We start from the raw sequence: 25,702 nt of genomic DNA, 5'->3' as shown, positions 1-25,702 counted from the left end.
TTCACTTCAGGTCGCTCTTCTTGAGGTAACCCGAGTCGACGAGCACCTGCTCGTAGTTGGCCTTGTCGACGCTCACCGGCTCCAGGAGGTACGCGGGAACGACCTTCTTCCCGTTGTTGTACGTCTTCCTGTCGTTGAGCGCCGGCTTCTTGTTGTGGACCATCGAGTTGACCATGTACGCGGTCACCAGGGCCAGCTCGCGGGTGTCCTTGTAGACGGTCTGGGACTGGTCACCCTCCATGATCGACTTGATCGAGGGCACCTCGGCGTCCTGACCCGTGATGATGGGCAGCGGCTTCCCCGGCGTGCCGTAGCCGTGCTCCTTCAGCGCCTTGATGATGCCGATCGACATGCCGTCGTACGGGGAGAGGATCGCGTCGACGTCCTGGTCGGTGTACTCCGAGTCGAGGAGCTTGTTCATGCGCTTCTCCGCCGTGGGGCCGTCCCAGCGCAGGGTGGTGATCTCGTCGAGCTCGGTCTCCCCGGATCTGACGATCAGGTCGCCGTTCTGGATGTACGGCTCCAGGACCTCCATCGAGGCCTCGTAGAAGTAGCGCGTGTTGTTGTCGTCGGGAGAACCGGCGAAGAGCTCGACGGTGAACGGGCCCTTCCCGCTGCCGTTGACGAGTCCGAGGCTCTCCGTGATGAAGTCGGCCTGCAGCGTGCCGACCTTCACGTTGTCGAAGGTCGCGTAGTAGTCGACGTTCGGGGTCCCGAGTATCAGCCGGTCGTAGGCGATCACCGGGACGCCGGCGGATTCCGCCTTCTCCAGGACGTCGCCGAACACCTTGCCGTTGACCGAGGCGATGACCAGGGCGTCGACGCCGCTGTCGATCATGGCCTGAACCTGCGCGACCTGGTTCTTCGGGTCGTTGTCGGCGTACTTGAGGGTGGTGGTGTAGCCGAACCCCTTGAGCTCGTCGACCATGTTCTGACCGTCGTTGATCCACCGCTGTGACGTCTTGGTGGGCATGGCGATGCCGACGGACGCTGCCTCGCCGCCGCTGCCGGTGTCGGAGTCCTCACCGCAAGCGGTGAGGGAGATGGCCAGGACCGTCGAAATGGCCGCAGCTACGGTGGTGCGGGCGCGCATGCTCATCGTTCCTCACTGGATGACAGGCAGTCGGTGGAACTCGGCGGCCGGCTGCGCACCGGGAGGGCGTCGCCCGATCCCGGCCGGACCGGCAGGTCGCGATGGAGCCGCCCGCGGCACACGGATCCTGGCGGAGTCCCTGGTGCGTTCTGTTCGGTGCCGAGGTCGAGCCGAGGCTGCCCTGACGGGGGTTCGGGGCGCCGTACCCGAAGGGCCGTACTGCGCGTACGGACCGGAGGCGGGGCGCCGAGGTTGACCGGAGCCCGGCTGCGTGAAGCCTTCCGGGATCGGCTGGGCTCACCGGGTCACGGTGAGGGTGGTGCGTCAGACCGGACGGTATGTCTCTCGCGTTGGGGCTCCGCTGAACCCGCACACGAGCAGGCCGGGATGACCGGCCCCCACGTGCGCGGACTCGAACGTGGGGTGCGCCGGGCAGCGTATCCCGACGTAGGGCCGCTGTGGCCCTCTTTCATCACATTAGTTGCGGCAGCGCACGATCGGCCTCGACGAGGCGTGACGACTCTCGGTGCGTTTGCGGATGATCCGGTTCCAACTGCCCTTCCCGAAGCGCTGGTTGCCCGATCGCGCGGAGGCGATGGCGGGCGCCGCCGCGAGACCGGGCGTCGGCCCAAGAGTGAATCCACGTCGGAACCGGGGGCGGGTCCCACGGTTCGTTCGAACGCTCGCGAGGCCGTGCGCCACAGCGGGGGAAGGCCGACCGGTGGTGGGAATTCACGTCAGTTTCCGGACGTGAGCGACACCACGGACATGTCCGGGAACCCGCAAGATCGTCACCACGGACCCCCCTGGGGCGCGAAGTTGCGCCCCCAGGCCCTTCGGAGGCCTCCACGCAGCAAGATCACCCTTGTTCAATCCTGTATGACATGTGGGGAATTGTCCTGATCGTAGCCAACCAAGCAGTCACGGCTTCCCTGCTCCCCCAAAGGATCGATAGGCATACGAATCGCCAATCGATCCATTCCCGGCGGCATATGCGACCGCTTGTGCCGCCCGGACCGAGTACGAGGACGTCTCCGTATGCCGAATCCCACCCGCCGCCGTGCCCTGCAGGGCGCGGCCGGACTGGCCGTCACCGCCGGCACCCTGGCCGCCGCCCCGTCGCGTGAATCCGCAGCGGACCGCCACGACGGGCCCACCGCCTTCGACGAGGTCTACAGGGGCCGTCGGATAACGGGCCGGCCGACGGGCGGCCATCACCACCACGGGGCCGGCTACACGGTGTTCGTCGACGGCGTCGAGCTGCACCTGATGCGCAACGCCGACGGCACCTGGATCAGCGTCGTGAGCCACTACGACCCGGTGGCAAGCCCGCGCGCGGCGGCCCGCGCCGCAGTGGTGGAGCTCCAGGGAGCCCCGCTCGTCCCGTTCAACTGACCTTCCCGGCACTGGAGTTCATTTCTCATGACCGTACGCAAGAACCAGGCGGACCTGACCGCGGACGAGAAGCGCCGGCTGGTCGCCGCGTTTCTCGAACTCAAGCGGGCCGGCCGGTACGACGCCTTCGTCACGACCCACAACGCGTTCATCCTCAGCGACACCGACACCTCCGAACGGGTGGGCCACCGTTCACCCTCGTTCCTGCCCTGGCACCGCCGATTCCTCCTCGAGTTCGAACGGGCCCTGCAGGCCGTCGACGCCTCCGTGGCGCTGCCGTACTGGGACTGGACCACCGACCGGACGGCCCGCTCCGCCCTGTGGGCGCCGGACTTCCTCGGCGGCACGGGACGCGCAGTCGACGGACGGGTGATGGAGGGGCCGTTCGCCGCGGCCGCCGGAGACTGGCCCATATCCGTGCGGGTCGACGCCCGCACGTATCTGCGCCGCTCGCTCGGCGGCAACGGGCGGCCTCTGCCGACCGGCGCCGAGGTCGAGTCGGTGCTCGCCATGTCCACCTATGACATGGCGCCGTGGAACAGCGCGTCCGACGGCTTCCGCAACCACCTCGAGGGCTGGCGCGGAGTCAACCTGCACAACAGGGTCCATGTGTGGGTGGGCGGGCAGATGGCCACGGGCGTCTCCCCCAACGACCCGGTCTTCTGGCTGCACCACGCCTACATCGACAAGCTGTGGGCCGAGTGGCAGCGCAGACACCCGGACTCCGGCTATCTTCCGGCCGCGGGCACACCGGACGTCATCGACCGCGACGAGTCCATGAAGCCGTGGAACGACACCACACCCGCCGATCTGCTGGACCACACGGCCCACTACACGTTCGACACCGCCTGACCGGTCGGCGGGGCCGTCCGCGACCCGGTCGGGGGCGGCCCCGCCAATTCCGTGGCGGGTCTGTGCCCGTGGCTCCTCAGTGGCCCACGCCGCAGCACCCGTCCCGCCTCATCAGCCGTCCCGCCTCCAGCCAGTCCTCCTCGTCCGTCGCCCGCCGGGTGGCGGGCGAGGACGGTGGATCGTACGCGGCCACCAGGCCGGCGGTCGTGTACGGGACCCCGCCCCGGAGCACGGCGACCGTCCGTACGAGCGTGTCGAAGTCGGTGAAGGGGTCGCCGTCCACCACGGTCAGGTCGGCGAGCCTGCCCGGGCGGACCGTGCCGAGGTCGTCGTCCAGCCCGAAGAGCCGGGCGGGCAGCACGGTCACCGTGCGCAGGGCCTCGGCCGGGGAGAGGCCGCCCCGGTGCAGCGCGCGCAGACCGAGATGCAGGGAGAGACCGACGGGCAGGAGCGGCTGGTCGGTGCCGAGGGCGACGAGACCGCCCTCGGCGAGGATCCGCCGGTAGATGTCGGTCTCCGCGCGCAAGGTGGCGAGTTGGGCCTGTGTCGGTGCCACGCCCGCCCCCTGCCGGACGAGAGCGGCGTCCCAGGGCGGCATCACGGTGGTGACCCGGGGGTCGTCGGCGAGGGCCGGATCCGCCCCGAGGAGGGGCGCCGAGGTGAACGGGGTGGCGATGAGCCCGAAGCCGACGCCCCGCGCGGTGTAGATCTCCAGCAGATCCTGATGGGCGCGCCCCGACGAGGTGATCGCGTGCCCGGACTCGGCCCGCTGGGTGGCCTGCAGATGGGTCGTCAGATCCTGGCCGAGCTGCACGCCGGGCGAGAGCAGGTGACTGCCCGAGCGCACGCCGAGCCGCTCGTGCCCGAAGCTCGCCGCCTCCTTCATCACCCAACCGGGCGCCCGTACATAGGTCTTGACGAAGTCCCAGTCCAGCGCGGCGCCACGCTCCAGCGAACGCCGCAGCCCGTCCCTCGTCCGATGGGCGCGCCCCATGCTGTAGGCGACCCGGGAGCCGTCGAGGAGTTCGCCGGTGGTCAGCAGCCGGGGCCCGGCGAGCTGACCTGCCGTCACAGCCTCGCGGATGCGGGCCTGTTCGTAGGCGAAGCCGCCGAGGGACACGGCGGTCGTAATGCCGTAGGTGAGCTGACCGACGGTCTGCCGCCCGCCGTAGGTGACCTGCCACGGATGGGTGTGCGTGTCCCACAGCCCGGGCACGACGGTCCGCTCGGACGCGTCGATTCTCGTCAATGCGCCGCGTCGGCGGTGGGGTTCGACGGCGGTGACGCGTCCGCGGCGTACGACGATGTCGACGTCGTCCCGGACGGACTCGCCCGTGCCGTCCCAGAGCCGGCCGGCGTGCACCACGGTGTCGGCCGGTACGGGCCGGCGCTGGTCGAGCGGCACCCGGACTGTACGGGCCGGGCCGCCACCGACGCCGATCAGGCGCAGCCGGGCGCCGGAGAGGTAGAGCAGGGTCTTCGAGTCGCCGGACCAGGAGGGATGGTCGGCCGGTTCGGTGGCGAGGGTGCGCAGGGCTCCGCGCGGCGTCCCGTCGGGTGCGACGGGCAGCAGACAGAGCGCGGATTCGACGATCACCGCCATCCAGCGGCCGTCGGGGGACCAGACGGGCCCCGAGTCGTACCGGTCGGCGAGCGAGACATGAGGGGCCACCGCGTGCAGGCGGGCCGTCCCGGTCGTGGTGTCGACGACCCGGACGAGGTTGTAGCCCTCCCGGAAGCGGAGGTTGAGCCGGTTGCGGTCGCAGAACGCGAGATACCGGCCGTCGGGCGACCAGCTGGGCCGCCCGGGCAGCCCTCCCGCGCCGAGCGGGGTCGCGAGCACCCGCTCCGCGCCGCTGTCGAGGTCACGGACGACGAGCCGCCCGGTCAGGTCCAGGCAGGCGAGCCGCGTCCCGTCGGGTGAGAGCGCGGGATGGACCCGGCCACCGGTCGCGAGCGCGGTCTCCTTGCCGGTGGCCGGATCACGCCGGTACACCCCGAGCAGTCCGTCCCGGTCGTCCGCGTACAGCAGGGCACGTCCGTCGCGTGACCACGAGGGCCCGAGCAGGTACTCCGTGGCCGCCGCCCGGCGCAGCCTCCGTGGCGCCCTGCCACCGGAACTGTCGGCCAGCCACAGCGAGTTGAGGGCGGCGAAGGCGATGTGCCGGCCGTCGGGTGAGAGCGCGGGCAGGTGGATGCCCCGTACGGGTCGGGCTCGCCCCTCCCCCAGGTCGTACTCCTTGACCCGGTAGCGCGGCCGGTCCACGGGCAGTACACCCTCGAAGGGGATCACGTCCGTCTCCGCCGGGGTCTGCGGTCGTACGAGGGTGAAGGCGCCGTCCACGGTCAGCAGAAGCCGGTCGGGCGCCGTCCAGCGGGGCGGTACCGGTGCGATGTCCCCGGCGACCGCGACGGGTTCGCCGTCGACGACGAGCGTGCAGGAGCCGAGGGGCGCCGCGGTGGTCCGCAGATACGCCAGACGGCGGCCGTCCGGGGCGAGGGCGGGGGTCAGGACCTGCGCGCCCGTGGTGTCGGTGTGCTCGACGGCGACCGGGCCCGCGCCGTCGGCGGGGACGGCGGCCACGGTCCGGGCGTCGAGTCCGGCGCCGTTGGCCGTCGTGACGCCCTTCGCGCGGACGAACAGGATCCGCGTGCCGTCCGGCGACCAGGTGGGGTCGAAGTCCTCCCAGGTCCCGTCCTGCAGCGGTCCCGCCTGACCGGGCAGGCCGGTCACCCGGCGGATGTCGCCGGTGCGCAGGTCCAGTACGTGGACCCGGTACGGGCTGCCGGTCACCGGGTCGCCGCCGCGCTCGGAGGCGAAGGCGATGCGGGTACCGTCGGGCGACCAGGCCGGGCCGCGGTCGTCGAAGGGTCCGTCGGTGCGCCGGCGCAGCTCCGAGCCGTCGGGCCGCATCGTCCAGATGTGGAACCCGCCGCCCCGGTAGGCGCAGAAGGCGACGAGCCCGCCGTCCGGCGCGTACACGGGCCGGTTCGGTTCGAGGTCCGCGGGCGTGAGGGGGACGGCGCTGCCTCCGGCACGCGGGAGAGACCAGAGCACGTTCTGGATCTCGGCGATCAACCGGTCGCCGCCGGGCGCGAGGGTCGCCGACCCGTTGGTCGCTTCGGTGAAGGTCAGGGAGAGTCCGGCGGGCGGCGACGCGGCGGCGGACGTGCCACCCATGGCGGTGACGGCACCTGTGGCGCCCGCGGCCGCGAGGAGCCGGCGGCGGGTGAGGGAGAGGGCGGCGTCGCCCCGGTCTCGGTCCATGACCCAGCACGCTCGCGCATCTGCCGGCCCATGGGCAACACCGCCGTTTCCGCCAGGGGGCGTCCCGTTGACGTGGCGTCAGCCCCTCTTCGCGTGCAGGGTCCGTGCCACCTTCGGGCCCAGCCAGCGCTTGAGTCTGCGCAGGGATTCGAGCCTGCCTGCCGCCCGGTCGATCCGGTAGTAGAGCTGCGGCGGCACGTACGGCAGCAGCGGTGAGTGCCGTTGGCCGAGGAGCGCGAACATCTGCGCCGGAGGGAGGGCGATGTAGCGCGGCAGGTTCTCGTACCACTGGGCGCTGTGGCGGGCCGCGCTCTGCACGGGCAGCAGCGCGGACCTGCGTTCCTCCTCGTAGGCGGCGAGGGCCGGGGCGAGTTCCGCCGGTGCGGAACCGGCACGCTTGCTCAGGGCGTCGGCCAGGGCGATGGCGTCCTCCAGGGCGAGCGTGGTGCCCGCTCCGATGGAGTAGTGCGTCGTGTGGGCGGCGTCGCCGAGCAGGACGACATTGCCGTGGGACCAGGTGCGGTTGGTGAGGGTGCGGAAGTTCAGCCACTGCGCGCTGCCGCCGGCACTGGCGCGGCCGATCAGCCGATGGCCGTCCAACAGCTCGGCGAACAGTTCTTCGAGGAGGGCGAGCCCTTCCGCCTCGTCGGCCCGGTCGAGGCCGAGGCCCGTCCATGTCCCGGGCGAGCACTCGACGACGCAGGTGCTCCGGTCCTCGCCGAACCCGTAGGCGTAGCACCAGATCCAGCCGTGCGGTGTCTCCACGAAGGCGAAGGTGAACGCGTCGAAGACCTTCGTGGTGCCCAGCCAGATGTACGTGTTCCGGCCGAGTGCGACCTCGGTGCCGAAGTGGGCGGCGTGCCGTTCGCGCACTCCGCTGCGGACGCCGTCACAGGCGACGACCAGGTCGGCTTCGGGCAGTTCGGCCCCGTCGGCGATCTCGTCCTCGAACTCGACGCGCACGCCCAGCGAGCGGGCCCGTTCGGCAAGGATGTCCAGCAGTCGGCCGCGGCCGATGCCGAAACCCTCGTCGCCGTGATGCCTGGTCGTACGGTCGCCGACGTGCGCGACACCGTCGCTCCAGCGGACCGAGCTCTCCTTCACGGCGCGAGCCGACTCGGGGTCGCCCGCTTCCAGTTTGTCGAGCAGGCTCGCCCAGTACGTCACCCCCCATCCGTACGTCGATCCGGCCGGGTTCCGTTCGTGGACGGTGATCTCATGGGCCGGGTCCTGACGCTTCATCAGGATCGAGAAGTACAAGCCGGCGGGCCCGCCGCCGACACAGGCGATCTTCACGCGCACATCCCACTTTTCACTCAAGGTGGCCGATCGAATGCACAGAGTAGGTGCGCGGCGGGTGGCGTTCCGACGCACCGCGCCGCGTGTCGGTCCGGCCGGGCGGTGATGACGGGGCGAACCTGGGCATCCGAACAGCAGCACCGGACGAGCCGGAGGAGGGGCTGATGGACAGCAACACGTGGATTCTGGTTCTCGTCGTCGCGGCCGTACTGGCGGCGGCCCTCGCGGCGGCGGTCGTGCTCACGGTGAGGCTGGTCCGCACCCGGCGCGATCTCCGCCGCGCCGGACTGCCGACCGGGCCCCGCTGGGTCTTCTGGGGAGCGGTCGCCTATGTCGTGCTGCCGACGGACCTGTTGCCCGACCCGGCCTACTTCGACGACATCGCCGTACTGCTGCTGGCGCTGAAGTCGATGCGCGCTTCGTCCGATCCCCTGCGCTGAGGCCCCCGGGGGTCTGCTTGGGTGTGTCCGTCAGGCAGGGACCTCCAGATCGGGACGATCATGCAGGCAGACATCCGTCAAGTCGCCGACGGCATCCACCTCGTGCACGGCAGCAGCACCAACTGGGTGATCCTCGCCGAGGGGGACGCCGTCACCCTCGTGGACACCGGCTACCCCGGTGACCGCGACAAGGTCCTCGCGTCCCTTGCCGCCGTGGGCAGTTCGCCCGAGGCGGTCACGGCCGTCCTCGTGACCCACGCCCACAACGACCATCTCGGTTCGGCCGAGTACTTCAGCCGTACGTATGGCACACCGGTCCACACCCACGAGGCCGAAGTCCCGCACGCGCGTCGGGACTTCCTCCACCAGGTGTCCATCGGGCAGGTCCTGCGGAACGCGTGGCGGCCCGGTGTGGTGCCGTGGGCCGTGCACGCGCTGCGGTCCGGCGGCACCGCCCACATTCCGGTCGCCGACCCCCGGCCGTTCCCCGGGGAGGGACCGCTCGACCTGCCCGGCCGCCCCGTCCCCGTGCACACGCCCGGCCACACGGCGGGGCACTGCGCCTTCCATCTGCCGGAGGCGGGCGTGGTGATATCGGGCGACGGGCTGGTCAGCGGCCATCCCACCTCACGTGTGCCGGGACCGCAGCTGCTCCCCGTCATGTTCCACCGCGACCGGGGCGGTGCGCTGGCCTCGCTGGACACCTTCGAGGCACTGCCGGGTGACGTCCTGCTGCCGGGGCACGGCCCCGTGCACCGCGGTTCCGTACGCGAGGCGGCGCAGCGGGCGCGGGAGCGGGCGGTCTGACGCGGGGCGGGGTGCCGTTCCGGGTGGCCCGGGCCCGTTCGCGCGGCCTGCCTCTCGGCGCTCGGCCGAGGGCGGGGCGGTGGCCACCGGTCCGCGGGTGATCCGTGACTCGTCGGCCCAGGACCACCCGCGGACCGGAGTCACCAGCGGCCCTCCACCTGCTCCTTGATCCGCCGCTCGTACAGGTCGGAGATCGCCGACAGGGTCTGAGCCGACAGCGGCGGCAGCTTCCCGGCCGCCGCGTTGGCGCGGGCCTGCTCGGGCGAGCGGGCGCCGGGGATCACCGAGGTCACGCCCGGCTGCTGGACGATCCAGGCCAGCGCCAGCTGCGCCGGGGTGACGCCCTCCGGGGCGAGCGCGGAGAACTCGGCCGCCGCCTCGACACCGCTGGCGTAGTCGACACCGGAGAAGGTCTCACCCTGGTCGAAGGCCTCGCCGTGACGGTTGAACGTGCGGTGGTCGTTCTCCGCGAAGACCGTGTCCTTCGTGTACTTGCCCGAGAGCAGGCCGGAGGCGAGGGGCACGCGGGCGATGATGCCCACGCCGGCTTCACGCGCCGCGGGCAGGACCCGCTGGAGGGGCTTCATGCGGAACGGGTTGAGGATGATCTGGACACTGGCCACGCCCGGCCGGGCGATGGCGGTCAGCGCCTCGTCGCAGGTCTCGACGCTCACGCCGTACGCGGCGATGCGCTCCTCCGCGACGAGGGTGTCGAGGGCGTCGAACACCTCGTCCGACGAGTACACCGGGGTCGGCGGGCAGTGCAGCTGCACCAGGTCGACGCGGTCGACGCCGAGATTGCGACGCGAACGGTCGTTCCAGGCACGGAAGTTGTCGAGGACGTAGTTCGCCGGGATCTGGTCGACACGGCGGCCCATCTTCGTGGCGACCAGCACGTGCAGGTCCGGCCTGCCCCGCAGGAACGTGGCGATGGTCTCCTCGCTGCGCCCGTCGCCGTACACGTCGGCCGTGTCGAAGAACGTCACCCCCGACTCGGCGGCCGCCTCCAGGACCGCCAGGGCGTCCTTGTCGTCCACGTCGCCCCAGTCGGCACCGAGCTGCCACGTGCCGAGTCCCACTACCGATGCCCGCTGGCCTGACCTGCTGAATACGCGCTCGTCCATGGGGTCAGTCTGGCACCCGGGCGGCGTCGTGCCGGACGCCGCCCCCGTTCGACGGGTCCGTTCAGGCGACGGCGTGGCGCGGTCAGAGCGCGGATGCCGGGCCGCCGGCCCGGGCGTCACGCAGGCGACCGGAAATTCATCCCTGCCGGTGCAACCTGCCGGCCCGTCCGGCGCGTAGAGATGGTGCCGACGCCGTGACCGCGGCGCGGCTCGACGTGAATCCGCTCGGCGGACGACTACGGGGAGAACGACACATGGTCTCAGGAATGATGAGCAGAGGCGGTACGGCGGCACTGGGAGCGGTCCTGCTGTCCGTCCTCGCTGTTCCCGCCCACGATGCGGCGGCGGCACCTGCCGACGTCAACAGCGCGGCCGTGCAGGCCGGTTCGGCCGCCAAGGCTCAGAAACTGCCGGCACCCGACGTCGCGGGGCTGCGCGCGGTACTGCGTACGGCGCTGACGCAGGGAGCGCCGGGAGCCGTCGCGCGGATCGACGACCGCGGCACGGTCCACAAGGTGGCCGAGGGCGTCGCCGACAAGGGGACCGGACGTGCCATCAGCACCGCCGACCGCTTCCGGGTCGGCAGTGTGACCAAGAGCTTCTCCGCCGTCGTCCTGCTGCAGCTGGTCGACGAGGGCGTGCTCGCCCTGGACACCTCCGTCAACACGTATCTCCCGGGGCTGCTGCCCGACGACAAGATCACGGTGCGCCATGTGCTGAGCCACCGCAGTGGTCTGTACGACTACACCAACGACATGTTCGAGCACACGGTCCCGGGCTTCGAGGCCGTACGCAACAAGGTCTTCAGCTACCAGGACCTGGTGGACCTGTCCCTGAAGCAGCCCCTCGGCAGCGCGCCGGGCGCCGCCTACTCGTACTCCAACACCAACTTCGTCGTCGCGGGCATGCTCATCGAGAAGCTCACGGGGAAGCCCGTGCGGTCCGCGTACCAGAGCCGCATCATCAAGCCGCTGGGCCTCAAGGACACCTTCTACGTGCACCCCGGGACGGCCGTCCCCGGCAAGCACGCCAACGGCTACCTCACCCCCGACGAGGCCGGTGCGCCGCTCGTCGACTCGACCGAGCAGACCGTCTCCTGGGCGCAGAGCGCGGGCGCGGTCATCTCCAGCACCCGGGACCTGAACACCTTCTTCTCGGCCCTGCTCGGCGGCGACCTGACGTCGGCCGAGCAGCTCGCGCAGATGCAGCAGTGGGTACCCGTCAACAGCACCCAGGGTTACGGGCTCGGTCTGCGCCGGCGTGATCTGTCGTGCGGCGTCTCGGTGTACGGCCACACGGGCACCGTGCAGGGCTACTACACGTATTCGTTCACGTCGAAGGGGGGCGGGCGCACCATGACGGCGCTCGCCAACACGTCCAACAACGGGACGGTCCTCACCACCATGGCGGGCACGCTGGAGTCCACGTTCTGCGGCAAGCCGGCGAAGGCCGCCGCGGCTCGCGGTGAGGCGCGTGTGGAGCGGTACGAGGACATCGCTCCCGGCATCGCCCGCGACTGACCGCCGGCCGGTCCGAGGAACCCGTGCACACCCGTGGGGCGTTGTCGTACCGACGCCCCACGGGGCGCGCACAGTGATCCGGCACCCGACAGGCGGCGCGATGAGTGAGTTGGTCCCCGGCGGCAATGTGCCCCTGCCCGATGGCACCCTGACCCTCCGGGTGCCCGGCCCCTTCGACCTGTCGGCGCTCGTCACGGACGACGGCGGCACGGTGCGCGGGGACGGCGACTTCGTCTTCTACAACCAGCCGGCCGCTCCCGGTGCCCGGCTGAGCGGGGAGACCCTCACGGTGGACCCGGCCGCGCTGCGGGCCGGCGCGAGCCGCGTCACCGTCGTCGTCAGTCCCGCCGAGCCCGGCACCCCACTGGGGCGGCTGCCCGCTCCGGCCCTGCTGGTCACCGGCTCGGGCGGCCGGATTCTCGCCCGGTTCACCCCGCCGCGTCCGCAGCGGGAGACCGTGTTGCTGCTCGCCGAGATCTACCGCCGCGGCACCGCCTGGAAGCTGCGCGCCCTGGGCCAGGGGTACGCCGACGGGCTGGCGGGGATCGCCCGGGACTTCGGGGTCGAGGTGAGCGAGGACTCCGACGCGGGAGCGGGCACTCCGGCCGGATCCCCCGGTCCCGGCGCCGCTCCCGGGGGATCGGGTGCCACGGGGTCCGGGCCTTCCGGGCCGGCCACCGCCCGGGGCGCCGCGCGCGCCGCACTGGGAAGGCTCAGGGACGCGGGACGCGCACCGGCACGCGGCGGCTCCGGTACGACGGCGACACCGGGCACTCGCGGCTCGTCCACCGGTCCCGGACCTGGCGGACCCGGCGCCGACGGCTTCCTGCGCCTCGTGAACTCCGCCCGCGGCGCGGCCGGTTCCCCGCCGGTCGCCCTCGACGCCCGTCTGACCGACGCCGCGCGGGCGCACGCCGCGGGGATGGCGGCGCGCGGCCGCCTGGACTCCGAGGGCGCGGACGGGCTCTCCGTCCACCAGCGCGTCACCGCGGGAGGCTACGCGTACCTCACGATCGGCGAGCACCTGGTCTCCGGCCCGCGTGACGCGGCGGAGTTCGTGGAGTACTGCCTCTCGGGCGAGCGGTCCCGGCGGACGCTCCAGGACAGCGCGTTCACCGAGGCGGGCGTGGCCTGTGTGCCCGACGACCGGTCCGGCACGCTCTACTGGACAGCGCTGTGGGCCCGCCCCCTCACCCCTGGTGGCCTGGCCCGGACCGCCGCCGAGGTCGTCGCGCTCACCAACGCCGAGCGGGCCGCGGCCGGCCTGCCGCCACTGGCCGAGGACCCCCTGCTCACCAGGGCGGCACAGGCGCACAGTGCGGACATGGTCGCCCGGGCCTTCTACTCCCACACCTCCCCGGACGGCAGCGAACCCTGGCACCGGGCGTCCGCCGCGGGCAGTACCCGTCGCACCATCGGCGAGAACATAGCCTGCGGCCAGCGCTCCCCCGCCGAGGTCGTACGGGGCTGGATGGACAGCCCCGGGCACCGCGCCAACATCCTCAAGCCCGCCTTCACCCACATAGGCGTCGGCTTCGCGGGCGGCGGCTCGGCGGGCACGTACTGGACACAGCTCTTCGGCGCCTGACCCCAGCCCCGTCGGGACACCTGACCGCAAGACCGTCATCGCAGGTCAAGGGCCTGTTAACGATGATGACAACGGTCACCGGTGCAGCCTTTGCCGATCTCCGCGAGGTGCGCTTCACTGCGGGGGTCGGACACCGGATCGAGGGGGACACTCATGACCAGCGCGCACCACGGCCACGGCCACGACCACGGGTCGGGCGGGCACGCGGGGCACTCGCACGGTGTCGCCGCGGACGCGGACAGCCGCTGGCTCGCGATCGCGCTGACCCTCATCACCTCGTTCATGGCGATCGAGGTCGTCATCGGCATCCTCGCCCGGTCGCTCGCCCTGATATCCGACGCGGCGCACATGCTCACCGACGCCGTGTCCATCGTGCTGGCGCTCATCGCGATGCGGCTGGCCGCGCGTCCGGCCCGTGGCGGTTTCACGTACGGCCTCAAGCGGGCCGAGATCCTCTCCGCCCAGGCGAACGGACTCACCCTGCTGCTGCTCGGCAGCTGGCTGGCGTACGAGGCGGTGCGGCGGCTGATCGATCCGCCCGAGGTGGAGGGCGGGCTGGTGTTCGGCACCGCCCTGGCCGGGATCGTGGTGAACATCGCGGCGGCCTGGTGCATCTCGAAGGCCAACCGGTCCTCGCTCAACGTCGAGGGCGCCTACCAGCACATACTCAACGACCTGTTCGCGTTCATCGGTACCGCGATCGCCGGTCTCGTCGTGGTGCTCACCGGGTTCGCGCGGGCGGACGCCATCGCCACCCTGGTCGTGGTGGCCCTCATGTTCAAGGCGGGCTACGGGCTCGTGCACGAATCGGGGCGGATCTTCCTGGAAGCGGCGCCCGCGCACCTCGACCCGGACGGCATCGGCGACCAGCTGGTCGCGCACCCCTCGGTCCGCGAAGTGCACGACCTCCACGTGTGGACCATCACGTCGGGACAGCCCGCACTGTCCGCGCACGTCCTGGTCGAGCCCGTCGCGGACTGCCACACGGTGCGCCGGGACCTCGAGAAGATCCTGCAGTGCGACCACGAGATCAGCCACACCACCCTTCAGGTCGACCACGCTCCCGAGGACGTCCTGGAGGTCCGCACCGGCGCCGCCGACGACGACGCGCACTGCGAGGCCGCACACGGACCGGTGCACCGGGACGAGCCGCACGCCCACTGAACGCCCGTGCCACCGACAGGAGTTCACGGAGCGGGTGCCGTTGATATTCGGTGGCGCCCGGCGGGGCGAGCGTGCAGGATGCGCGCATGACCTCGATCAGAAAGGGCCGTGCCGCGTAGGCGGCCGAGTGCCGTCCGCGCCGAGCGGTGGCAGCCCTCCCGACATGTGACCGTCCGCCGGATCACCGGTGTCTCCGCGCTCACCCGCGCGGCGATCCGCCGCCTGGAGGCGGAGTATCTGTGGCGCAACGCCGTCGCCGACTCCCTCGCCACGTACGAACACGCCGTGCGCCGCCCCCGGCACGACCTGACCGCGCTGATGGACGCGGACTGTCCCTGCTGCTGCCCGTGCGAGGCGCGGGACACGCTGGAGGACGCCCTGTACCGGCTGCCGTCCGGTGCCCGCACCGATCTCCTGCGCCGACTCGCCCGCGCCGACGAGCGGTTCGTACGCCGGACCCTTCCCGAACCGTGGCGGCGTGAGACTCCTCAGTGGCAGCCGCCCGGGGCCTGGTGGCGGCAGCGGGTGATGGAGCGTTGAGGGCCCGTGCTTCGCCGAGGGCAGAACGCGATGGCCTCCCCGAACCGGGCCGCGCTTCCTAGGGTGGAGGGGTGAGCAGCCACGCGTCCGACCAAGCCCGCGTCATTCCTCTGCGACCCGTGCCGGCCGAGCCGGCCGAACGGGAGGAGCCGACACCCAGGGAGCCCCTGTGGCGGGACGTCGTGGGTGACGTCCTGCGGCGCGAGAGGCTCGCCCAGGAAAGGACCCTCAAGGATGTCGCCGACGCGGCCCGCATCTCGATGCCGTACCTCTCCGAGCTGGAGCGCGGCCGCAAGGAGGCCTCGTCCGAGGTCCTCGCGGCCGCCGCGCACGCGCTCGGGCTCGGCCTCGCCGATCTGCTCGCCCTGACGCACCGCCGTCTCACCCTCCAGGCCCGGCCCCGGCCGCTCGGGTCCCGTACCGCGCCGCGGCGCACGGAGGCGAGGTCCCGGCCGGGCGACGTCCGTCTCGCTGCCTGAGGCCCGTAGCGCCACGGCCCGCAGCGGCACAGCGCGCCGCCTGAGGCGGACCCCTCAGGCGGCGACGGCCAGACGCCGGCTCAGCACCTCGTCGGCGAGCCCGTACGCCACTGCCTCCTGCGCGGTGAAGACCTTGTCGCGGTCCATGTCGGCGCGCAGGCTCTCCACGGAGTGGTGGGTGTGCAGGGACAGCACCTCCTCGACCTGGGCACGGATCCGGATCATCTCCTTGGCCTGGAGGCTCAGGTCGGAGACCGTGCCCCGTGCGCCGCCGCTCGCGGGCTGGCCCAGCAGTACCCGCGCGTGCTCCAGGATGAAGCGCCGCCCGGGGTCTCCCCCGGCCAGGAGCACCGCCGCGGTCGAGGCCGCCTGTCCGACGCAGAACGTCGAGATGGGCGCGCTGACGAAGCTCATCGTGTCGTAGATCGCCATGAGGGAGGTGAACGAGCCGCCGGGCGAGTTGAGGTAGATCGCGATCTCCCGCTCGGGTGCCGACGACTCCAGATGGAGCAGCTGCGCGATGACGACGTTGGCCACGCCGTCGTCGATCTCGGTGCCGAGGAAGATGATCCGCTCGGACAGCAGCCGGCTGTAGATGTCGTACGAGCGCTCGCCCTGGGGGGTGCGCTCGACGACGCTCGGGATCGTGTACTGGCTCATGTCAGAGTCCCATCCGTCGCTTCGAGGACGCCGGGCGGACGTCGTCGAGGGATTCGACGACCCGGTCGACCATGCCGTACTCCCTCGCCTGTTCGGCCGTGAACCAGCGGTCGCGGTCACCGTCGCGGGAGATCGTCTCCTCGCTCTGGCCGGTGTGCTCGGCGGTGATGCGCTCGATGGTCTCCTTGGTGAACTGGAGGTTCTCCGCCTGGATGGCGATGTCGGCGGTGGTGCCGCCGATACCGGCCGACGGCTGGTGCATCATGATCCGCGCGTTCGGCAGCGAGTAGCGCTTGCCGGGAGTGCCGACGGTGAGCAGGAACTGCCCCATGCTGGCGGCGAATCCCATGGCCAGGGTCGAGACGTCGTTCGGGATGAGGCGCATCGTGTCGTAGATCGCGAGGCCCGCGTGCACGGAGCCGCCCGGGCTGTTGATGTAGAGGCCGATGTCGGTGCGTGCGTCCTCCGCGGAGAGCAGGAGCAGTTGCGCGCAGACGCGGTTCGCGGACACCTCGTCGACCTGGGTGCCGAGGAAGACGATGCGCTGGTTGAGGAGTTGGGCGGCGAGGTGGTCGTCGAACCGTGACGCGGGGGTGTCGCCTTCCTCGGCCCGTGGCGTCGGGGCCCGGCCGAGGCCGGTCAGGTGCCCGAGGGCGGGTCCGGTGCTGCTGAGTGCCATGGCTCCTCCTGGTGGTGACGCGGCCCGGAGCGCCGCGGTGTCTCCACCCTCGGTCCGCCGGCGACGGCACGGAAGGAATCTCGGCCCGCAGCAGATTCGCCGACGGCAGAGCGTGCGCCACGCGGTGGCGCTACTTCGTCACCACCAGCGAGAACTCGTACAGGTCACCGCGGCACAGCGACTCGCCGTACTCCACGACGTGTCCCGTCTCGTCGAACGCCGTGCGCCGTACCAGCAGGGCGGCGGAGCCCTCCTTGACGCCGAGCAGTCCGGCCTGGCGGCCGGTCACGTTCACCGCCCTGATCTGCTGGGTGGCCCGCACGACCCGGACGCCCTGGGTGATCTGCAGGGCTTCCGAGAGCGATCCCTTCAGCAGCGACTCGTCCAGGGCCGGGAATCGCTCGGCGGAGAGGTAGACCGTCTCCAGGCAGATGGGGAAGTCGTCGCCGAGGCGCAGCCGTTCGATGCGGTGGAGGGTGGTGCCGGGGTCGACGCCCAGGGCCGTGGAGTGGTGCAGGTCGGCGTCGACGAGCTCCGCGGACAGGAGTTCGGCGCTGGGCCGGTAGCCGCGCGAGCGCAGGTCCTCGGAGAACGAGGTGAGCGTGGACGTCTTGGTGATCTGAGGGTGCGAGACGAACGTTCCCACCCCCCGCACACTGCGGATGAGGCCGTCCTCGCGGAGTGCCTGGAGCGCGCGCCGGGCGGTCGCCCTGCTGACGTCGTACCGCTCGGCGAGCTGCCGTTCGGTGGGCAGCGCCTCGTCGGGGCGCATCCGGGCGATGTCGGCCTGGAGTTGTCGCCGCAGCGCCTCGTGTTTGTAGGACTCCATCGCCGGGCCGTCGTCTGAGCGCCTGTCCTCGACCGTCACATTCACTCCGCGGTTCGCACGTGTCCGCTATCCCCCGGGGACGCGGTAGCGGGGCATCAGCGTACGCACCACGTCCAGGGTCGCTGCGGCGGTGTCCGGTCCCGGTGCCGCCGTCGGGCTCCGGCCGGCCACCCACCGTTCCTCCTGGGCGAGCAAGGACTCCTCGAACTCCTTTGCCGGGTACGGGGATCCGCTCTCGAGCGCCCGGGCGATGTGCTCGTACCAGCTGCGCCAGCGGGGCAGGTAGAAGGTGCGGACCAGGCCGGCCCAGTGGCGGCCCGAGTAGTCGTGCAGCTTGCTGTGGGTGTGGCCCCAGAGTGTGAGGACGCGTCGTGCGTTGGCCTCGTACAGCTCGGCCTCGGCCGGGGTGGTGGCCCAGCTCCTGGCGTCGGCCAGCCAGGTGTCCAGCCGGTGTTCGGGCCGGGTGGCCAGCAGGGTGTCCAGGTCCTCGATGACGTCCAGCAGGTCACCTGCGGCCCGGTGGAAGTCTTCGGCGTCCCGTGCCAGGGCCGCGTCCGCCGCCCGCCACTGCCTCTCGCACGCGAGGTGGGTGAGGACCTGGGCGGTGACGTCGCACAGGTCCCTGCCGAGCGGGCCGGAGCTGTCCTCGCGGCTCGCCTCACCGGCCAGCAGCGTCCACGCCTCGGCCAGGCCCGGCGGCACGGTGGGGGACGGGGGCCCGGCGAGGTGCACCGGGAGCTCGTGCCGCAGTTCGCCCTCCAGCGTGGGCCGGCAGACGACGACCGAGCCCGACGGCCCGGGGGCGTCCGCCGAGTAGACGGTGTCGTGCAGCAGCTCCCAGGCGCGCAGCAGTCCGGGCGTCGCGCGGCCGTACCGGGCCCGGGTCCAGGTTTGCAGCCATGCCCGTACGTCGTCGACGGCGCCCTGCCAGGCGACGTCCGCCAGCAGCTCGTACAGGACCGGGTCGCCGCCGAACGCCTCCATGCCGGCGCCGACACCGGCGAGGGACCTGCCGCGTTCGTCCGTGCGGGCCCGGGCGGCGCCGGTGGCGATCTCGTCGAGCTTTCCGTACAGGCCGGGGCGCCCGCCGAGGCTGTGCAGCATGCACCACACCCAGGGCTTTCCCCGGTAGCCGTCGGTGTGCGGCCAGACCGGCCGGTGTTCGGCCCACAGGTCCAGGATCAGCATCCGGTCGTCCGGGACGGCGTCGAGGAACGCCCGGGTGCGGTCCGGTGTCCAGTAGTCCGAGCGGTAGGAGAAGGGCCACGCCTGGAGCACCCAGGTGGCCCGGTCGTCCACGGCGGTCATGGCGCCGTGCACGGCCCGCGCCACCCCGGCGATGTCCGCGGGGTCGCTCACCGGGGGTGTCGTCTCGATGAACGGGTCGGCGGCGTAGAGGTGGTCGGTGCCGAACAGCCGGGTCTGCTCGGTCAGCAGGGTGGTGCCGAACTCCTCGAACAGCGGGTCGCGGGGGTCCAGGACACCGACTTCGAAGTCCCACCAGGGAAGGGTCGTCGCCCGGGCGCCCCTCTCCGCGATCAGCTCCCGCGGGACGTGTCCGGAGAAGCCCTGGAGGATTGGCCGCATGCCCAGGGCGCGTTCCCGGTCCAGGATGCGCAGGCCGAGTTCCGCGTGTGCGTCGATCCAGCTCTGCGGCAGGGGGCCGCCCCAGCCGTCGAGCGAGGCGAGCCAGTTCCACGGCAGGTAGGCCGGTCCGCCGAGGAAGCGCCGGGCGGTCCCGTCGTCGAGTCCCGCGTCCAGCAGGGCCCGTTGCCAGGCCGCTTCCAGACCGGTCATCGCCAGCGGGGTGGTCACGCCGTGCAGGGCCATCCAGTCGATGTGGCGCTCCCAGCGCGCCCAGTCCCAGAACGCCGTGGTGTAGCCGAAGGTGCAGACGTTGAAGTGGTAGCGGTGCAGGTGGGGGGAGACGGTCCGGGCGGCCGTCCCGGTGCGCGGCAGACGGTCCGGCAGGTGGGGGGCGGGGGCGTCCCAGGTGATCTGCGTGCCGCAGACGGTCCGCAGATACCACCGCAGCGCCGAGGCGACCGCGACCCCGCTGGAGCCGCGCAGGGCGACGCCTCCCGGGCCGGCATCGACCTCGTACCAGTCAGGTCCGCCTCCGCCGGGGACCACCTCGGCGGAGAACTCCGCGGCCCGGTCCCCCAGCACCCGTCGCAGCAGCTGGCGGGCGGCCGGGCTCGGGGCACCTGGTTCCTGGGGCAATCTCATCGTCCGGACCGCTCCTGACGAAAATCGGCTGTGGTACGTACCACGGATCTGTCGAAGCTAGACGCACGACGCGGCACGGTCAAGGAAGTCGACCGGAAGGAAGGCTGGTTGACAGTGGGGCTGTGCATCGCCATACCCCTCTGGTACGGTCCACAGCCACGCAAGCGGCTCCGTTCGACACCTCGGGTGGCCTCGACACGATGAACGCCGATCTCGTCTACTTCGCCGCACTCCAGGAGAACCTCACCGCGTTGGCCACCGTCGAGCGGCCCGCGATCGAGCGTGCCGCCCGGGCCGTCGCGGACAGCGTCGCCGCCGGGGGCGTCGTCCACTACTTCGGCAGCGGACACTCCCAACTCGTCGCCATCGAACCGCTGTTGCGCGCCGGCGGCCTGGCACCCGTCAACGTCATCGCCGACCCGGCGCTCTCCCCCGTCGCCCCCCGTCACGCGGGCGCGGCCGAACGCGTCAGCGGCTACGCGGCGGCGATCCTGAGCACAGCGGACATCAGGGCGGGCGAGGTGGTGGTCGTCGTCTCCAATTCCGGGATCAACGCCGTGCCGGTCGAATTCGCCCTGGGTGCACGGGAGTTGGGGGCAAGCGTGGTCGCCGTCACGAGCCGGGCCCACTCGCTTGCCGCCGAGTCCCGGCATGTCGGGGGCCTGCGCCTGCTCGACGTGGCCGACATCGTCATCGACACGCACGGCCGCCCGGGTGACGCGGTGGTCCCCCTGGGCGACCTCACGGTGGGCGCCCTGTCGACCGTCGTTGGGGCGGCGATCGTCAACGCGGTGACGTGCCGGGCCGCCGAACTCCTCGCCGAACACCACGGCCAGGCACCGCCGTTGATCGTCAGTCAGAACACCGCCGACGACGCCGAACACCACAACAACGCCCTGCTGGACAAGGTCAGGGACCGCTGTCCCCGGGGCTGACGCACCGATCCGCATCCGCACGCCGACCACGCAAGGAGGCCGATGATGGAGAGGACGCACCGGGTGCGCCGCCGAGTCGCGGCGGCGGTCAGTGCCGTCGCCCTCGTGCTGCCGCTCACCGCCTGCGACGCCCTGACCCCCGGCAGCGCGGCCGCGGCGCCGGGACCCGCCAGTGTGCCGTCCTCGACCGCCGTGCCGGACGAGGACATCACCCTGAAGCTCCAGTTCGCCGACGCCCCGCTGATGGTCGACGCGCTGATCGCCGCGTTCGAGAAGAAGCATCCCCGCATCGGCGTCGAGCCGCAGTACAAGACGTTCTCGGACTACGTGCAGAACCTGAAGCTCACCATGACCTCCGACAGCGCCCCGGACATCGCGCAGTACGCGGTCGGGATGACCGACCTTGCGGCGGACGGGCACATCCTGGACCTCGCGCCCTACCGGGAGGCCTACGGCTGGGACGACGCCATCCCCCCGGTCAGCCTCGACCAGCTGACGGCGGGGCAGACCAGCGAGGCCACGGGCGGACGCGCGCTGTTCGGGGTCCCCGCCGGTCTGTCGATGACCGGCATCTACTACAACAAGGAGCTCGCGAGGAAGGCCGGGATCGACGGCCCGCCGACGACGGTGGCGCAGTTCGAGGAGCAGCTCGCCGCTGCGAAGGAGGCGGACCTGACGCCGCTCGGCGTCGGCGCCCTCGACTCCGGGGGCCTGCATCTGTGGGCGGCCCTCCTGAACCAGACCATGCCCACGGACGACTACTGGGACTGGGTCAACGGCACCAGGGGCGCCACCATCGAGACACCGGCCGCCGTCACCGCCGGCGAGCTCGTCATCGACTGGGGCCGCAAGGGCTACTACAACGAGTCCGCCAACGGCACCGCACAGGTCGACTCCACCGCCCAGTTCGCGAAGGGCGACAGTGTCTTCCTGATCAACGGCAACTGGGCGGCCGGGCAGCTGGCGACCGTCATGGGCGAGAACGTCGGCTTCTTCCCGATGCCCGGGGAACAGGCCGCCGACCCCACCGTGGCCTCGGGCTTCAGCGTGTCCTACGCCGTCGCGTCCCGTACCGAACACCCCGAGGCGGCAGGCCTGTTCCTCGACTTCCTGACCTCGCCCGAGGCCGGGCAGATCATCAGCGACAACGGCTTCCTGCCGCCCAACCCGGACGCCGTCAAGAAGCCGGCCGGCGTGCTCGCCGACATCGCGGACGGCCACCGCCGGGCCGTCGCCGACGACGGGATCACCACGTTCCCCGACTTCGCCGCCCCCGCGATGCTCGACCGGCTGCGCTCCGGCGTCCAGAAACTCGTTGCGGACCGTATCGACCCCGCGGACTACCTCGACTCACTTCAGGACGAGTGGGAGGAACACCATGCCGAGTAGGCCGCCGAACCAGCCTGCGGGCGGCCGCAGGCGCAGCCCGTACCGCGGCTATGTGTACGTGCTGCCCGCGTTCGCCGTCTACTTCGCCTTCGCGGTGCTGCCCGCCCTGCACACGGCGTACCTCTCGCTGTTCGAGTGGGACGGCGTGACGCTGGGCGACTGGGTGGGCCTCGGCAACTACCAGGAGATCTTCCAGGACTCCGTCCTTCGCCAGTCGGTGCTCAACGCCCTGGTGCTGGTGGTGTTCTTCTCCTTCGTCCCCATCGTGCTGGGCCTCGCCATGACCGGCCTGCTCGCCCGCTTCCGGCGTCCCGGCATGGGGGCGTACCGCTTCCTGTTCATGCTGCCGCAGGTCGTCCCGCTCGTCGCGGTCGGTGTGACGTGGCGCTGGCTGTACGGGGACGACGGGCTGGTCAACCAGACGTTCCGCGCGGTCGGCCTGGACGGTGTGACCCGTGCGTGGCTCGGCGACTTCGGCGCCGCCCTGATCGCAGTCGGACTCGTCGGCACCTGGGTGCTGAGCGGCCTGTGCATGATGCTGTTCCTCAGCGGCGTGCAGAAGGTGGACCCCAGCCTGTACGAGGCGGCCCGGCTCGACGGCGCGGGCCCGGTCCGTGAGTTCGTCTCCGTGACGCTGCCGCACCTGCGCGGTGAACTCGCCGTCGCCATGACCGTCACGACGGTGGCCGCGCTGGCCAGCTTCGACATCGTGTACGTGACGACGAACGGTGGCCCGGGCGAGCAGACGACGGTCCCCGGCCTCCTCGTGTACCGGCTGGCGTTCTCCGAGGGCAAGGTGGGACTCGCCGCGGCGCTGGCCGTCGTCCTGGGCTGTCTGATACTCGCGATCGTCTACCTCATCAACCGTCTGTCGAGGTCGGAGACATGAACACGGCCACCCGATCGGAACGCTGGTCCGGCTACGCGCTCCTGACCGTCATGGCGATCGCCGTCGTGATCCCGTTCCTGAGCGTCTTCCTCGCCTCGCTGCAGCCGGCGGGCACCCCGGTGGTGGGCCTGACGTGGCCGGAGCGGTGGAGCTGGGACAACTACGAGCAGGCGTGGTCGGTGGCCGGGTTCTCCGACCTCATCCGGCACAGTCTGACCATCGCGGTGGGTGTCGTCCCCGCGTCCCTGGTCCTCGCGGCGCTGGCGGGTTACGCGCTCGGCACCATGAGGCTTCCGGGCGGCAACGCGGTCGCGGCCTTCTTCATCGCCGGCCTCACCATCCCGGTCGAACTGATCGTGGTCCCCCTCTACTTCGATCTGCGGGGCCTCGGTCTGACCAACTCGTACCTGGGCGTGATCCTGGTGGAGATCGCGCTGTTCATGCCGTTCAGCGTGTTCTGGATGCGCACCCATTTCCAGTCCACGCCCGCGTCGCTGGTGGAGGCGGCCCGGATCGACGGTGCCTCGTCGGGCACGATCCTGCTGAGAATCCTGCTGCCGCTGGCGCGCCCGTCCCTGATGACGCTCGGTCTGCTGGTCTTCATGTGGTCGTGGAACCAGTTCCTGCTGGTGCTGGTCCTCATCCAGGACACGACCAAGCACACGGCGCCGGCGGGGCTCGGCTTCTTCGTGGGTCAGAACAGCACGGACATCCCCACCCTCGCGGCGGGGACGATCATCGTGATGCTGCCGATCCTGATCCTCTTCGTCGTCTTCCAGCGCAGCTTCATCGCCGGACTGCTGCAGGGGGCGACGAAGGGATGAGGAGGCGCTCGCCGGGCGGACCGGCCGGTCAGGCCGCCTTCGACGATTTCGAGTGCGAGGCGGGCCGGGGAGCGGCCGACGCCCACTCCAGGACGAGGCGCTGGTACGCGCGCCGCTGCTCGCCGCTCAGCGTCCCACCGGCCCGCAGCCACAGGGCCCTGATCTCGTCGTTGACCTCGTCGGACGAGCGGTGCGTGGCTCCCGGCGCACGATGGTCGGTGGTGGAGTGAGTGGTGGACATACCGTGAATCATACGGGGCTCTGCGTGAAGACCATGTGAGTGGCCGACGTCACCCGCGCTGCCTCCCGGTGGCCGTTGGGCTGCGGTGTCAGACACCCCATGTCGTTTGGTGTCAAGCGGCTTGGGTGTGTGCGTGGTGCGACCAGGCGGTCGCTTCGTCGTAGAGGGTGCGGGTTTTGAGGCAGCCGTGGAGGATGCCGACGAGGCGGTTGCCGACCTGTCGGAGGGCGGGGTTGTATCCGGCCTCGCGTGCTCGCTGTTTGTCGTAGTAGCGGCGGGCGCCGGGTGATGCGCGCAGGGCGGCGAACGCCTGGCGCTGGAGGGCGTCGGCGAGGCGATTGTTGCGGACGTAGCGGGCCTGGACGGTGTGGCTCTTGCCGGAGGCCCGGGTGATGGGGCTGGTGCCGGCATAGTTCTTGCGTGCCTTCGCGGATGCGTAGCGGGCGGGGTCGTCCCCGAATTCGGCGAGCACCCGGGCACCGGTGATCTCCGCGATGCCGGGCATCGAGAGGTATGTCTCAGCGTCCGGGTGCGCCAGAAAATGGGCCTTCACCTGCACCTCCAGCGCGGCTATCTGCTCGTTCAGCGCGATGATCAGCCGTGCGTGGGCGGTGGCGGCCGCGTAGGCGGCCGTGACCGGCTCGGGCAGGCCCAGCTGCGGCTCACGCAGGGCGGTCTGGATGGCGGCGGCCCTCGCCTCGCGGTGACGGCGGCGGTGTCGGGCCAGGACCGCAACGATCTGGGTGCGCGTCAGCTTCGCCCCGGCCGCGGGGGCAGGCGCCTTGATCAGCAGTTCCAGGACGTCCGTGCTGGTCAGTTCCAGGTCCGCGTAGGCGGACAAAGCTGCGGGGAAGTACTCCCGCAGTGTGCTGCGCAGCCGCTGGAAGGTGCGGGTGCGCTCCCAGATCAGACTCTGGTGGGCGCGGGCGACGACCTTGACGGCCTGCGCCTGCTCACTGTCCCCAGCCACCGGCCGCAGCTGGTCGCGGTCGATACGGACCATGTCCGCGAGCGCGTGCGCGTCGCCCTTGTCGCTCTTGGCGCCGGACGTCGCGTACCGCTCCTTGAAGCGGGCGGCCTGCCTCGGGTTGATCGCGTAGACCTGGTAGCCGGAGGCGATCAGTGCCTGCACCCACGAGCCCCGGTCGGTCTCGATCCCCACCATCACCGCGGCCGGATCCAGGTCCCCGCCGCCGTGCTTCGCGAGGAGCTCGTGCAGCTTCGCGATTCCCTGCACCCCTTCGGACAGCCTCGCCGCAGCGAGTTTCCGGCCCGCCTCGTCCTGGACCTCGACGTCATGGTGGTCTTCGGCCCAGTCATCGCCGATCAGCAGCAACTTTCCCTCCTCGCTCGGCACTTCGCTTCCTGCAGCCCGCGGAAGGCGGCGCGCGGCCCAATGGATCCAGTGCTCACGCCCCACTGCCCGGCGGGCACGCCACCCCATCAGCGGTCCGGCCT

The 25,702-nt window shown here is 71.4% G+C and carries 23 protein-coding genes; 13 read left to right on the top strand and 10 right to left on the bottom strand.

What is annotated here, in order from left to right:
- Position 1: 1 nt before the first annotated feature.
- On the bottom strand, positions 2-1,099 hold the full coding sequence (chvE, locus tag O1Q96_RS19030; protein WP_269249333.1) for a multiple monosaccharide ABC transporter substrate-binding protein: 1,098 nt from the start codon (positions 1,097-1,099) through the stop codon (positions 2-4).
- Positions 1,100-2,131: 1,032 nt separating this feature from the next.
- On the opposite strand from chvE, the gene melC1 reads away from it, so the two are divergent.
- Together melC1 and melC2 are read left to right on the top strand one after the other, a co-directional pair.
- On the top strand, positions 2,132-2,488 hold the full coding sequence (gene melC1 / locus O1Q96_RS19025) for an apotyrosinase chaperone MelC1 (RefSeq protein WP_269249332.1): 357 nt from the start codon (positions 2,132-2,134) through the stop codon (positions 2,486-2,488).
- 27 nt (positions 2,489-2,515) lie between these two features.
- Positions 2,516-3,340: a tyrosinase MelC2 gene (melC2, locus tag O1Q96_RS19020; RefSeq protein ID WP_269249331.1), complete on the top strand. Its 825-nt coding sequence runs from the start codon at positions 2,516-2,518 to the stop codon at positions 3,338-3,340.
- 76 nt (positions 3,341-3,416) lie between these two features.
- Here the strand turns inward: melC2 and O1Q96_RS19015 are convergent, their stop codons facing one another.
- Both O1Q96_RS19015 and O1Q96_RS19010 read right to left on the bottom strand, forming a co-directional pair.
- Entirely contained in the window at positions 3,417-6,608 is a 3,192-nt protein-coding gene (locus O1Q96_RS19015) for an amidohydrolase family protein (RefSeq protein ID WP_269249330.1), read from the bottom strand.
- Positions 6,609-6,686: 78 nt separating this feature from the next.
- Entirely contained in the window at positions 6,687-7,904 is a 1,218-nt protein-coding gene (locus O1Q96_RS19010) for an FAD-dependent monooxygenase (RefSeq protein WP_269253643.1), read from the bottom strand.
- A 167-nt stretch (positions 7,905-8,071) separates the two neighbouring features.
- On the opposite strand from O1Q96_RS19010, the gene O1Q96_RS19005 reads away from it, so the two are divergent.
- A complete protein-coding gene (locus tag O1Q96_RS19005) occupies positions 8,072-8,347 on the top strand; it encodes a YkvA family protein (protein ID WP_269249329.1) in 276 nt (91 codons plus the stop codon).
- Between the two features lie 60 nt (positions 8,348-8,407).
- The gene (locus O1Q96_RS19000) at positions 8,408-9,154 is read left to right on the top strand and encodes an MBL fold metallo-hydrolase (protein ID WP_269249328.1); all 747 of its coding nucleotides are present in this window, start codon (positions 8,408-8,410) and stop codon (positions 9,152-9,154) included.
- 140 nt (positions 9,155-9,294) lie between these two features.
- Here O1Q96_RS19000 and O1Q96_RS18995 read toward each other — a convergent pair whose 3' ends face one another.
- Positions 9,295-10,278 (bottom strand): aldo/keto reductase, encoded by a 984-nt coding sequence (locus tag O1Q96_RS18995; RefSeq protein ID WP_269249327.1) that lies wholly within the window; start codon positions 10,276-10,278, stop codon positions 9,295-9,297.
- 269 nt (positions 10,279-10,547) lie between these two features.
- Between O1Q96_RS18995 and O1Q96_RS18990 the strand changes: the two genes are divergently transcribed.
- The 5 genes from O1Q96_RS18990 (at position 10,548) to O1Q96_RS18970 (ending at position 15,569) form a co-directional block, all read left to right on the top strand.
- Complete coding sequence (locus tag O1Q96_RS18990; protein ID WP_269253642.1) at positions 10,548-11,798, top strand: serine hydrolase domain-containing protein; 1,251 nt, start codon at positions 10,548-10,550, stop codon at positions 11,796-11,798.
- Positions 11,799-11,898: 100 nt separating this feature from the next.
- Positions 11,899-13,386 carry a CAP domain-containing protein gene (locus O1Q96_RS18985; RefSeq protein WP_269249326.1) on the top strand — a complete coding sequence of 496 codons (1,488 nt, stop codon included), beginning with the start codon at positions 11,899-11,901 and terminating at the stop codon, positions 13,384-13,386.
- Positions 13,387-13,539: 153 nt separating this feature from the next.
- Positions 13,540-14,550 (top strand): cation diffusion facilitator family transporter, encoded by a 1,011-nt coding sequence (locus O1Q96_RS18980; RefSeq protein ID WP_269249325.1) that lies wholly within the window; start codon positions 13,540-13,542, stop codon positions 14,548-14,550.
- Positions 14,551-14,658: 108 nt separating this feature from the next.
- Complete coding sequence (locus O1Q96_RS18975) at positions 14,659-15,090, top strand: hypothetical protein (RefSeq protein WP_269249324.1); 432 nt, start codon at positions 14,659-14,661, stop codon at positions 15,088-15,090.
- A 71-nt stretch (positions 15,091-15,161) separates the two neighbouring features.
- Positions 15,162-15,569, top strand: coding sequence for a helix-turn-helix domain-containing protein (locus O1Q96_RS18970; protein WP_269249323.1), 408 nt, complete (start codon positions 15,162-15,164; stop codon positions 15,567-15,569).
- A 54-nt stretch (positions 15,570-15,623) separates the two neighbouring features.
- Here O1Q96_RS18970 and O1Q96_RS18965 read toward each other — a convergent pair whose 3' ends face one another.
- From O1Q96_RS18965 to O1Q96_RS18950, 4 genes are all read right to left on the bottom strand, one after another.
- Positions 15,624-16,229: a ClpP family protease gene (locus O1Q96_RS18965; RefSeq protein ID WP_269249322.1), complete on the bottom strand. Its 606-nt coding sequence runs from the start codon at positions 16,227-16,229 to the stop codon at positions 15,624-15,626.
- A 1-nt stretch (position 16,230) separates the two neighbouring features.
- Complete coding sequence (locus tag O1Q96_RS18960; protein WP_269249321.1) at positions 16,231-16,908, bottom strand: ATP-dependent Clp protease proteolytic subunit; 678 nt, start codon at positions 16,906-16,908, stop codon at positions 16,231-16,233.
- A gap of 130 nt (positions 16,909-17,038) precedes the next feature.
- Positions 17,039-17,737: a GntR family transcriptional regulator gene (locus O1Q96_RS18955; protein WP_269249320.1), complete on the bottom strand. Its 699-nt coding sequence runs from the start codon at positions 17,735-17,737 to the stop codon at positions 17,039-17,041.
- A gap of 66 nt (positions 17,738-17,803) precedes the next feature.
- A complete protein-coding gene (locus O1Q96_RS18950; RefSeq protein ID WP_269249319.1) occupies positions 17,804-19,966 on the bottom strand; it encodes an alpha-N-acetylglucosaminidase in 2,163 nt (720 codons plus the stop codon).
- A gap of 200 nt (positions 19,967-20,166) precedes the next feature.
- On the opposite strand from O1Q96_RS18950, the gene O1Q96_RS18945 reads away from it, so the two are divergent.
- From O1Q96_RS18945 to O1Q96_RS18930, 4 genes are read left to right on the top strand one after another with little or no spacing between them, the layout of a single operon-like run.
- Positions 20,167-20,901 carry a sugar isomerase domain-containing protein gene (locus tag O1Q96_RS18945; RefSeq protein WP_269249318.1) on the top strand — a complete coding sequence of 245 codons (735 nt, stop codon included), beginning with the start codon at positions 20,167-20,169 and terminating at the stop codon, positions 20,899-20,901.
- A gap of 42 nt (positions 20,902-20,943) precedes the next feature.
- Positions 20,944-22,290 (top strand): extracellular solute-binding protein, encoded by a 1,347-nt coding sequence (locus O1Q96_RS18940; protein WP_269249317.1) that lies wholly within the window; start codon positions 20,944-20,946, stop codon positions 22,288-22,290.
- Positions 22,280-23,179, top strand: coding sequence for a carbohydrate ABC transporter permease (locus O1Q96_RS18935; protein WP_269249316.1), 900 nt, complete (start codon positions 22,280-22,282; stop codon positions 23,177-23,179). The genes O1Q96_RS18940 and O1Q96_RS18935 overlap by 11 nt, the downstream gene beginning before the upstream one ends.
- Complete coding sequence (locus O1Q96_RS18930; RefSeq protein WP_269249315.1) at positions 23,176-24,003, top strand: carbohydrate ABC transporter permease; 828 nt, start codon at positions 23,176-23,178, stop codon at positions 24,001-24,003. The genes O1Q96_RS18935 and O1Q96_RS18930 overlap by 4 nt, the downstream gene beginning before the upstream one ends.
- Before the next feature lie 28 nt (positions 24,004-24,031).
- On the opposite strand, the gene O1Q96_RS18925 is transcribed toward O1Q96_RS18930, so the two are convergent.
- Entirely contained in the window at positions 24,032-24,256 is a 225-nt protein-coding gene (locus tag O1Q96_RS18925; RefSeq protein WP_419586914.1) for a hypothetical protein, read from the bottom strand.
- A gap of 100 nt (positions 24,257-24,356) precedes the next feature.
- The gene (locus O1Q96_RS18920) at positions 24,357-25,580 is read right to left on the bottom strand and encodes an IS110 family RNA-guided transposase (protein ID WP_269253641.1); all 1,224 of its coding nucleotides are present in this window, start codon (positions 25,578-25,580) and stop codon (positions 24,357-24,359) included.
- Between the last annotated feature and the right edge of the window lie 122 nt (positions 25,581-25,702).

Source organism: Streptomyces aurantiacus (genome assembly GCF_027107535.1).
GTDB lineage: Bacteria > Actinomycetota > Actinomycetes > Streptomycetales > Streptomycetaceae > Streptomyces.
This window is presented reverse-complemented; position numbering and strand designations above follow the sequence as displayed.

Bases quoted from the DNA above. Each gene is read 5' to 3' on its own strand.
- melC1 (WP_269249332.1), top strand. From the start codon at position 2,132: ATGCCGAATCCCACCCGCCGCCGTGCCCTGCAGGGCGCGGCCGGACTG.
- O1Q96_RS18940 (WP_269249317.1), top strand. From the start codon at position 20,944: ATGATGGAGAGGACGCACCGGGTGCGCCGCCGAGTCGCGGCGGCGGTC.
- melC2 (WP_269249331.1), top strand. From the start codon at position 2,516: ATGACCGTACGCAAGAACCAGGCGGACCTGACCGCGGACGAGAAGCGC.
- O1Q96_RS18960 (WP_269249321.1), bottom strand. From the start codon at position 16,908: ATGGCACTCAGCAGCACCGGACCCGCCCTCGGGCACCTGACCGGCCTC.
- O1Q96_RS18995 (WP_269249327.1), bottom strand. From the start codon at position 10,278: ATGGACGAGCGCGTATTCAGCAGGTCAGGCCAGCGGGCATCGGTAGTG.
- O1Q96_RS18935 (WP_269249316.1), top strand. From the start codon at position 22,280: ATGCCGAGTAGGCCGCCGAACCAGCCTGCGGGCGGCCGCAGGCGCAGC.
- O1Q96_RS19015 (WP_269249330.1), bottom strand. From the start codon at position 6,608: ATGGACCGAGACCGGGGCGACGCCGCCCTCTCCCTCACCCGCCGCCGG.
- O1Q96_RS18990 (WP_269253642.1), top strand. From the start codon at position 10,548: ATGAGCAGAGGCGGTACGGCGGCACTGGGAGCGGTCCTGCTGTCCGTC.
- chvE (WP_269249333.1), bottom strand. From the start codon at position 1,099: ATGAGCATGCGCGCCCGCACCACCGTAGCTGCGGCCATTTCGACGGTC.
- O1Q96_RS18955 (WP_269249320.1), bottom strand. From the start codon at position 17,737: ATGGAGTCCTACAAACACGAGGCGCTGCGGCGACAACTCCAGGCCGAC.
- O1Q96_RS18945 (WP_269249318.1), top strand. From the start codon at position 20,167: ATGAACGCCGATCTCGTCTACTTCGCCGCACTCCAGGAGAACCTCACC.
- O1Q96_RS18985 (WP_269249326.1), top strand. From the start codon at position 11,899: ATGAGTGAGTTGGTCCCCGGCGGCAATGTGCCCCTGCCCGATGGCACC.
- O1Q96_RS18925 (WP_419586914.1), bottom strand. From the start codon at position 24,256: ATGATTCACGGTATGTCCACCACTCACTCCACCACCGACCATCGTGCG.
- O1Q96_RS18980 (WP_269249325.1), top strand. From the start codon at position 13,540: ATGACCAGCGCGCACCACGGCCACGGCCACGACCACGGGTCGGGCGGG.
- O1Q96_RS18965 (WP_269249322.1), bottom strand. From the start codon at position 16,229: ATGAGCCAGTACACGATCCCGAGCGTCGTCGAGCGCACCCCCCAGGGC.
- O1Q96_RS19005 (WP_269249329.1), top strand. From the start codon at position 8,072: ATGGACAGCAACACGTGGATTCTGGTTCTCGTCGTCGCGGCCGTACTG.
- O1Q96_RS18930 (WP_269249315.1), top strand. From the start codon at position 23,176: ATGAACACGGCCACCCGATCGGAACGCTGGTCCGGCTACGCGCTCCTG.
- O1Q96_RS19000 (WP_269249328.1), top strand. From the start codon at position 8,408: ATGCAGGCAGACATCCGTCAAGTCGCCGACGGCATCCACCTCGTGCAC.
- O1Q96_RS18950 (WP_269249319.1), bottom strand. From the start codon at position 19,966: ATGAGATTGCCCCAGGAACCAGGTGCCCCGAGCCCGGCCGCCCGCCAG.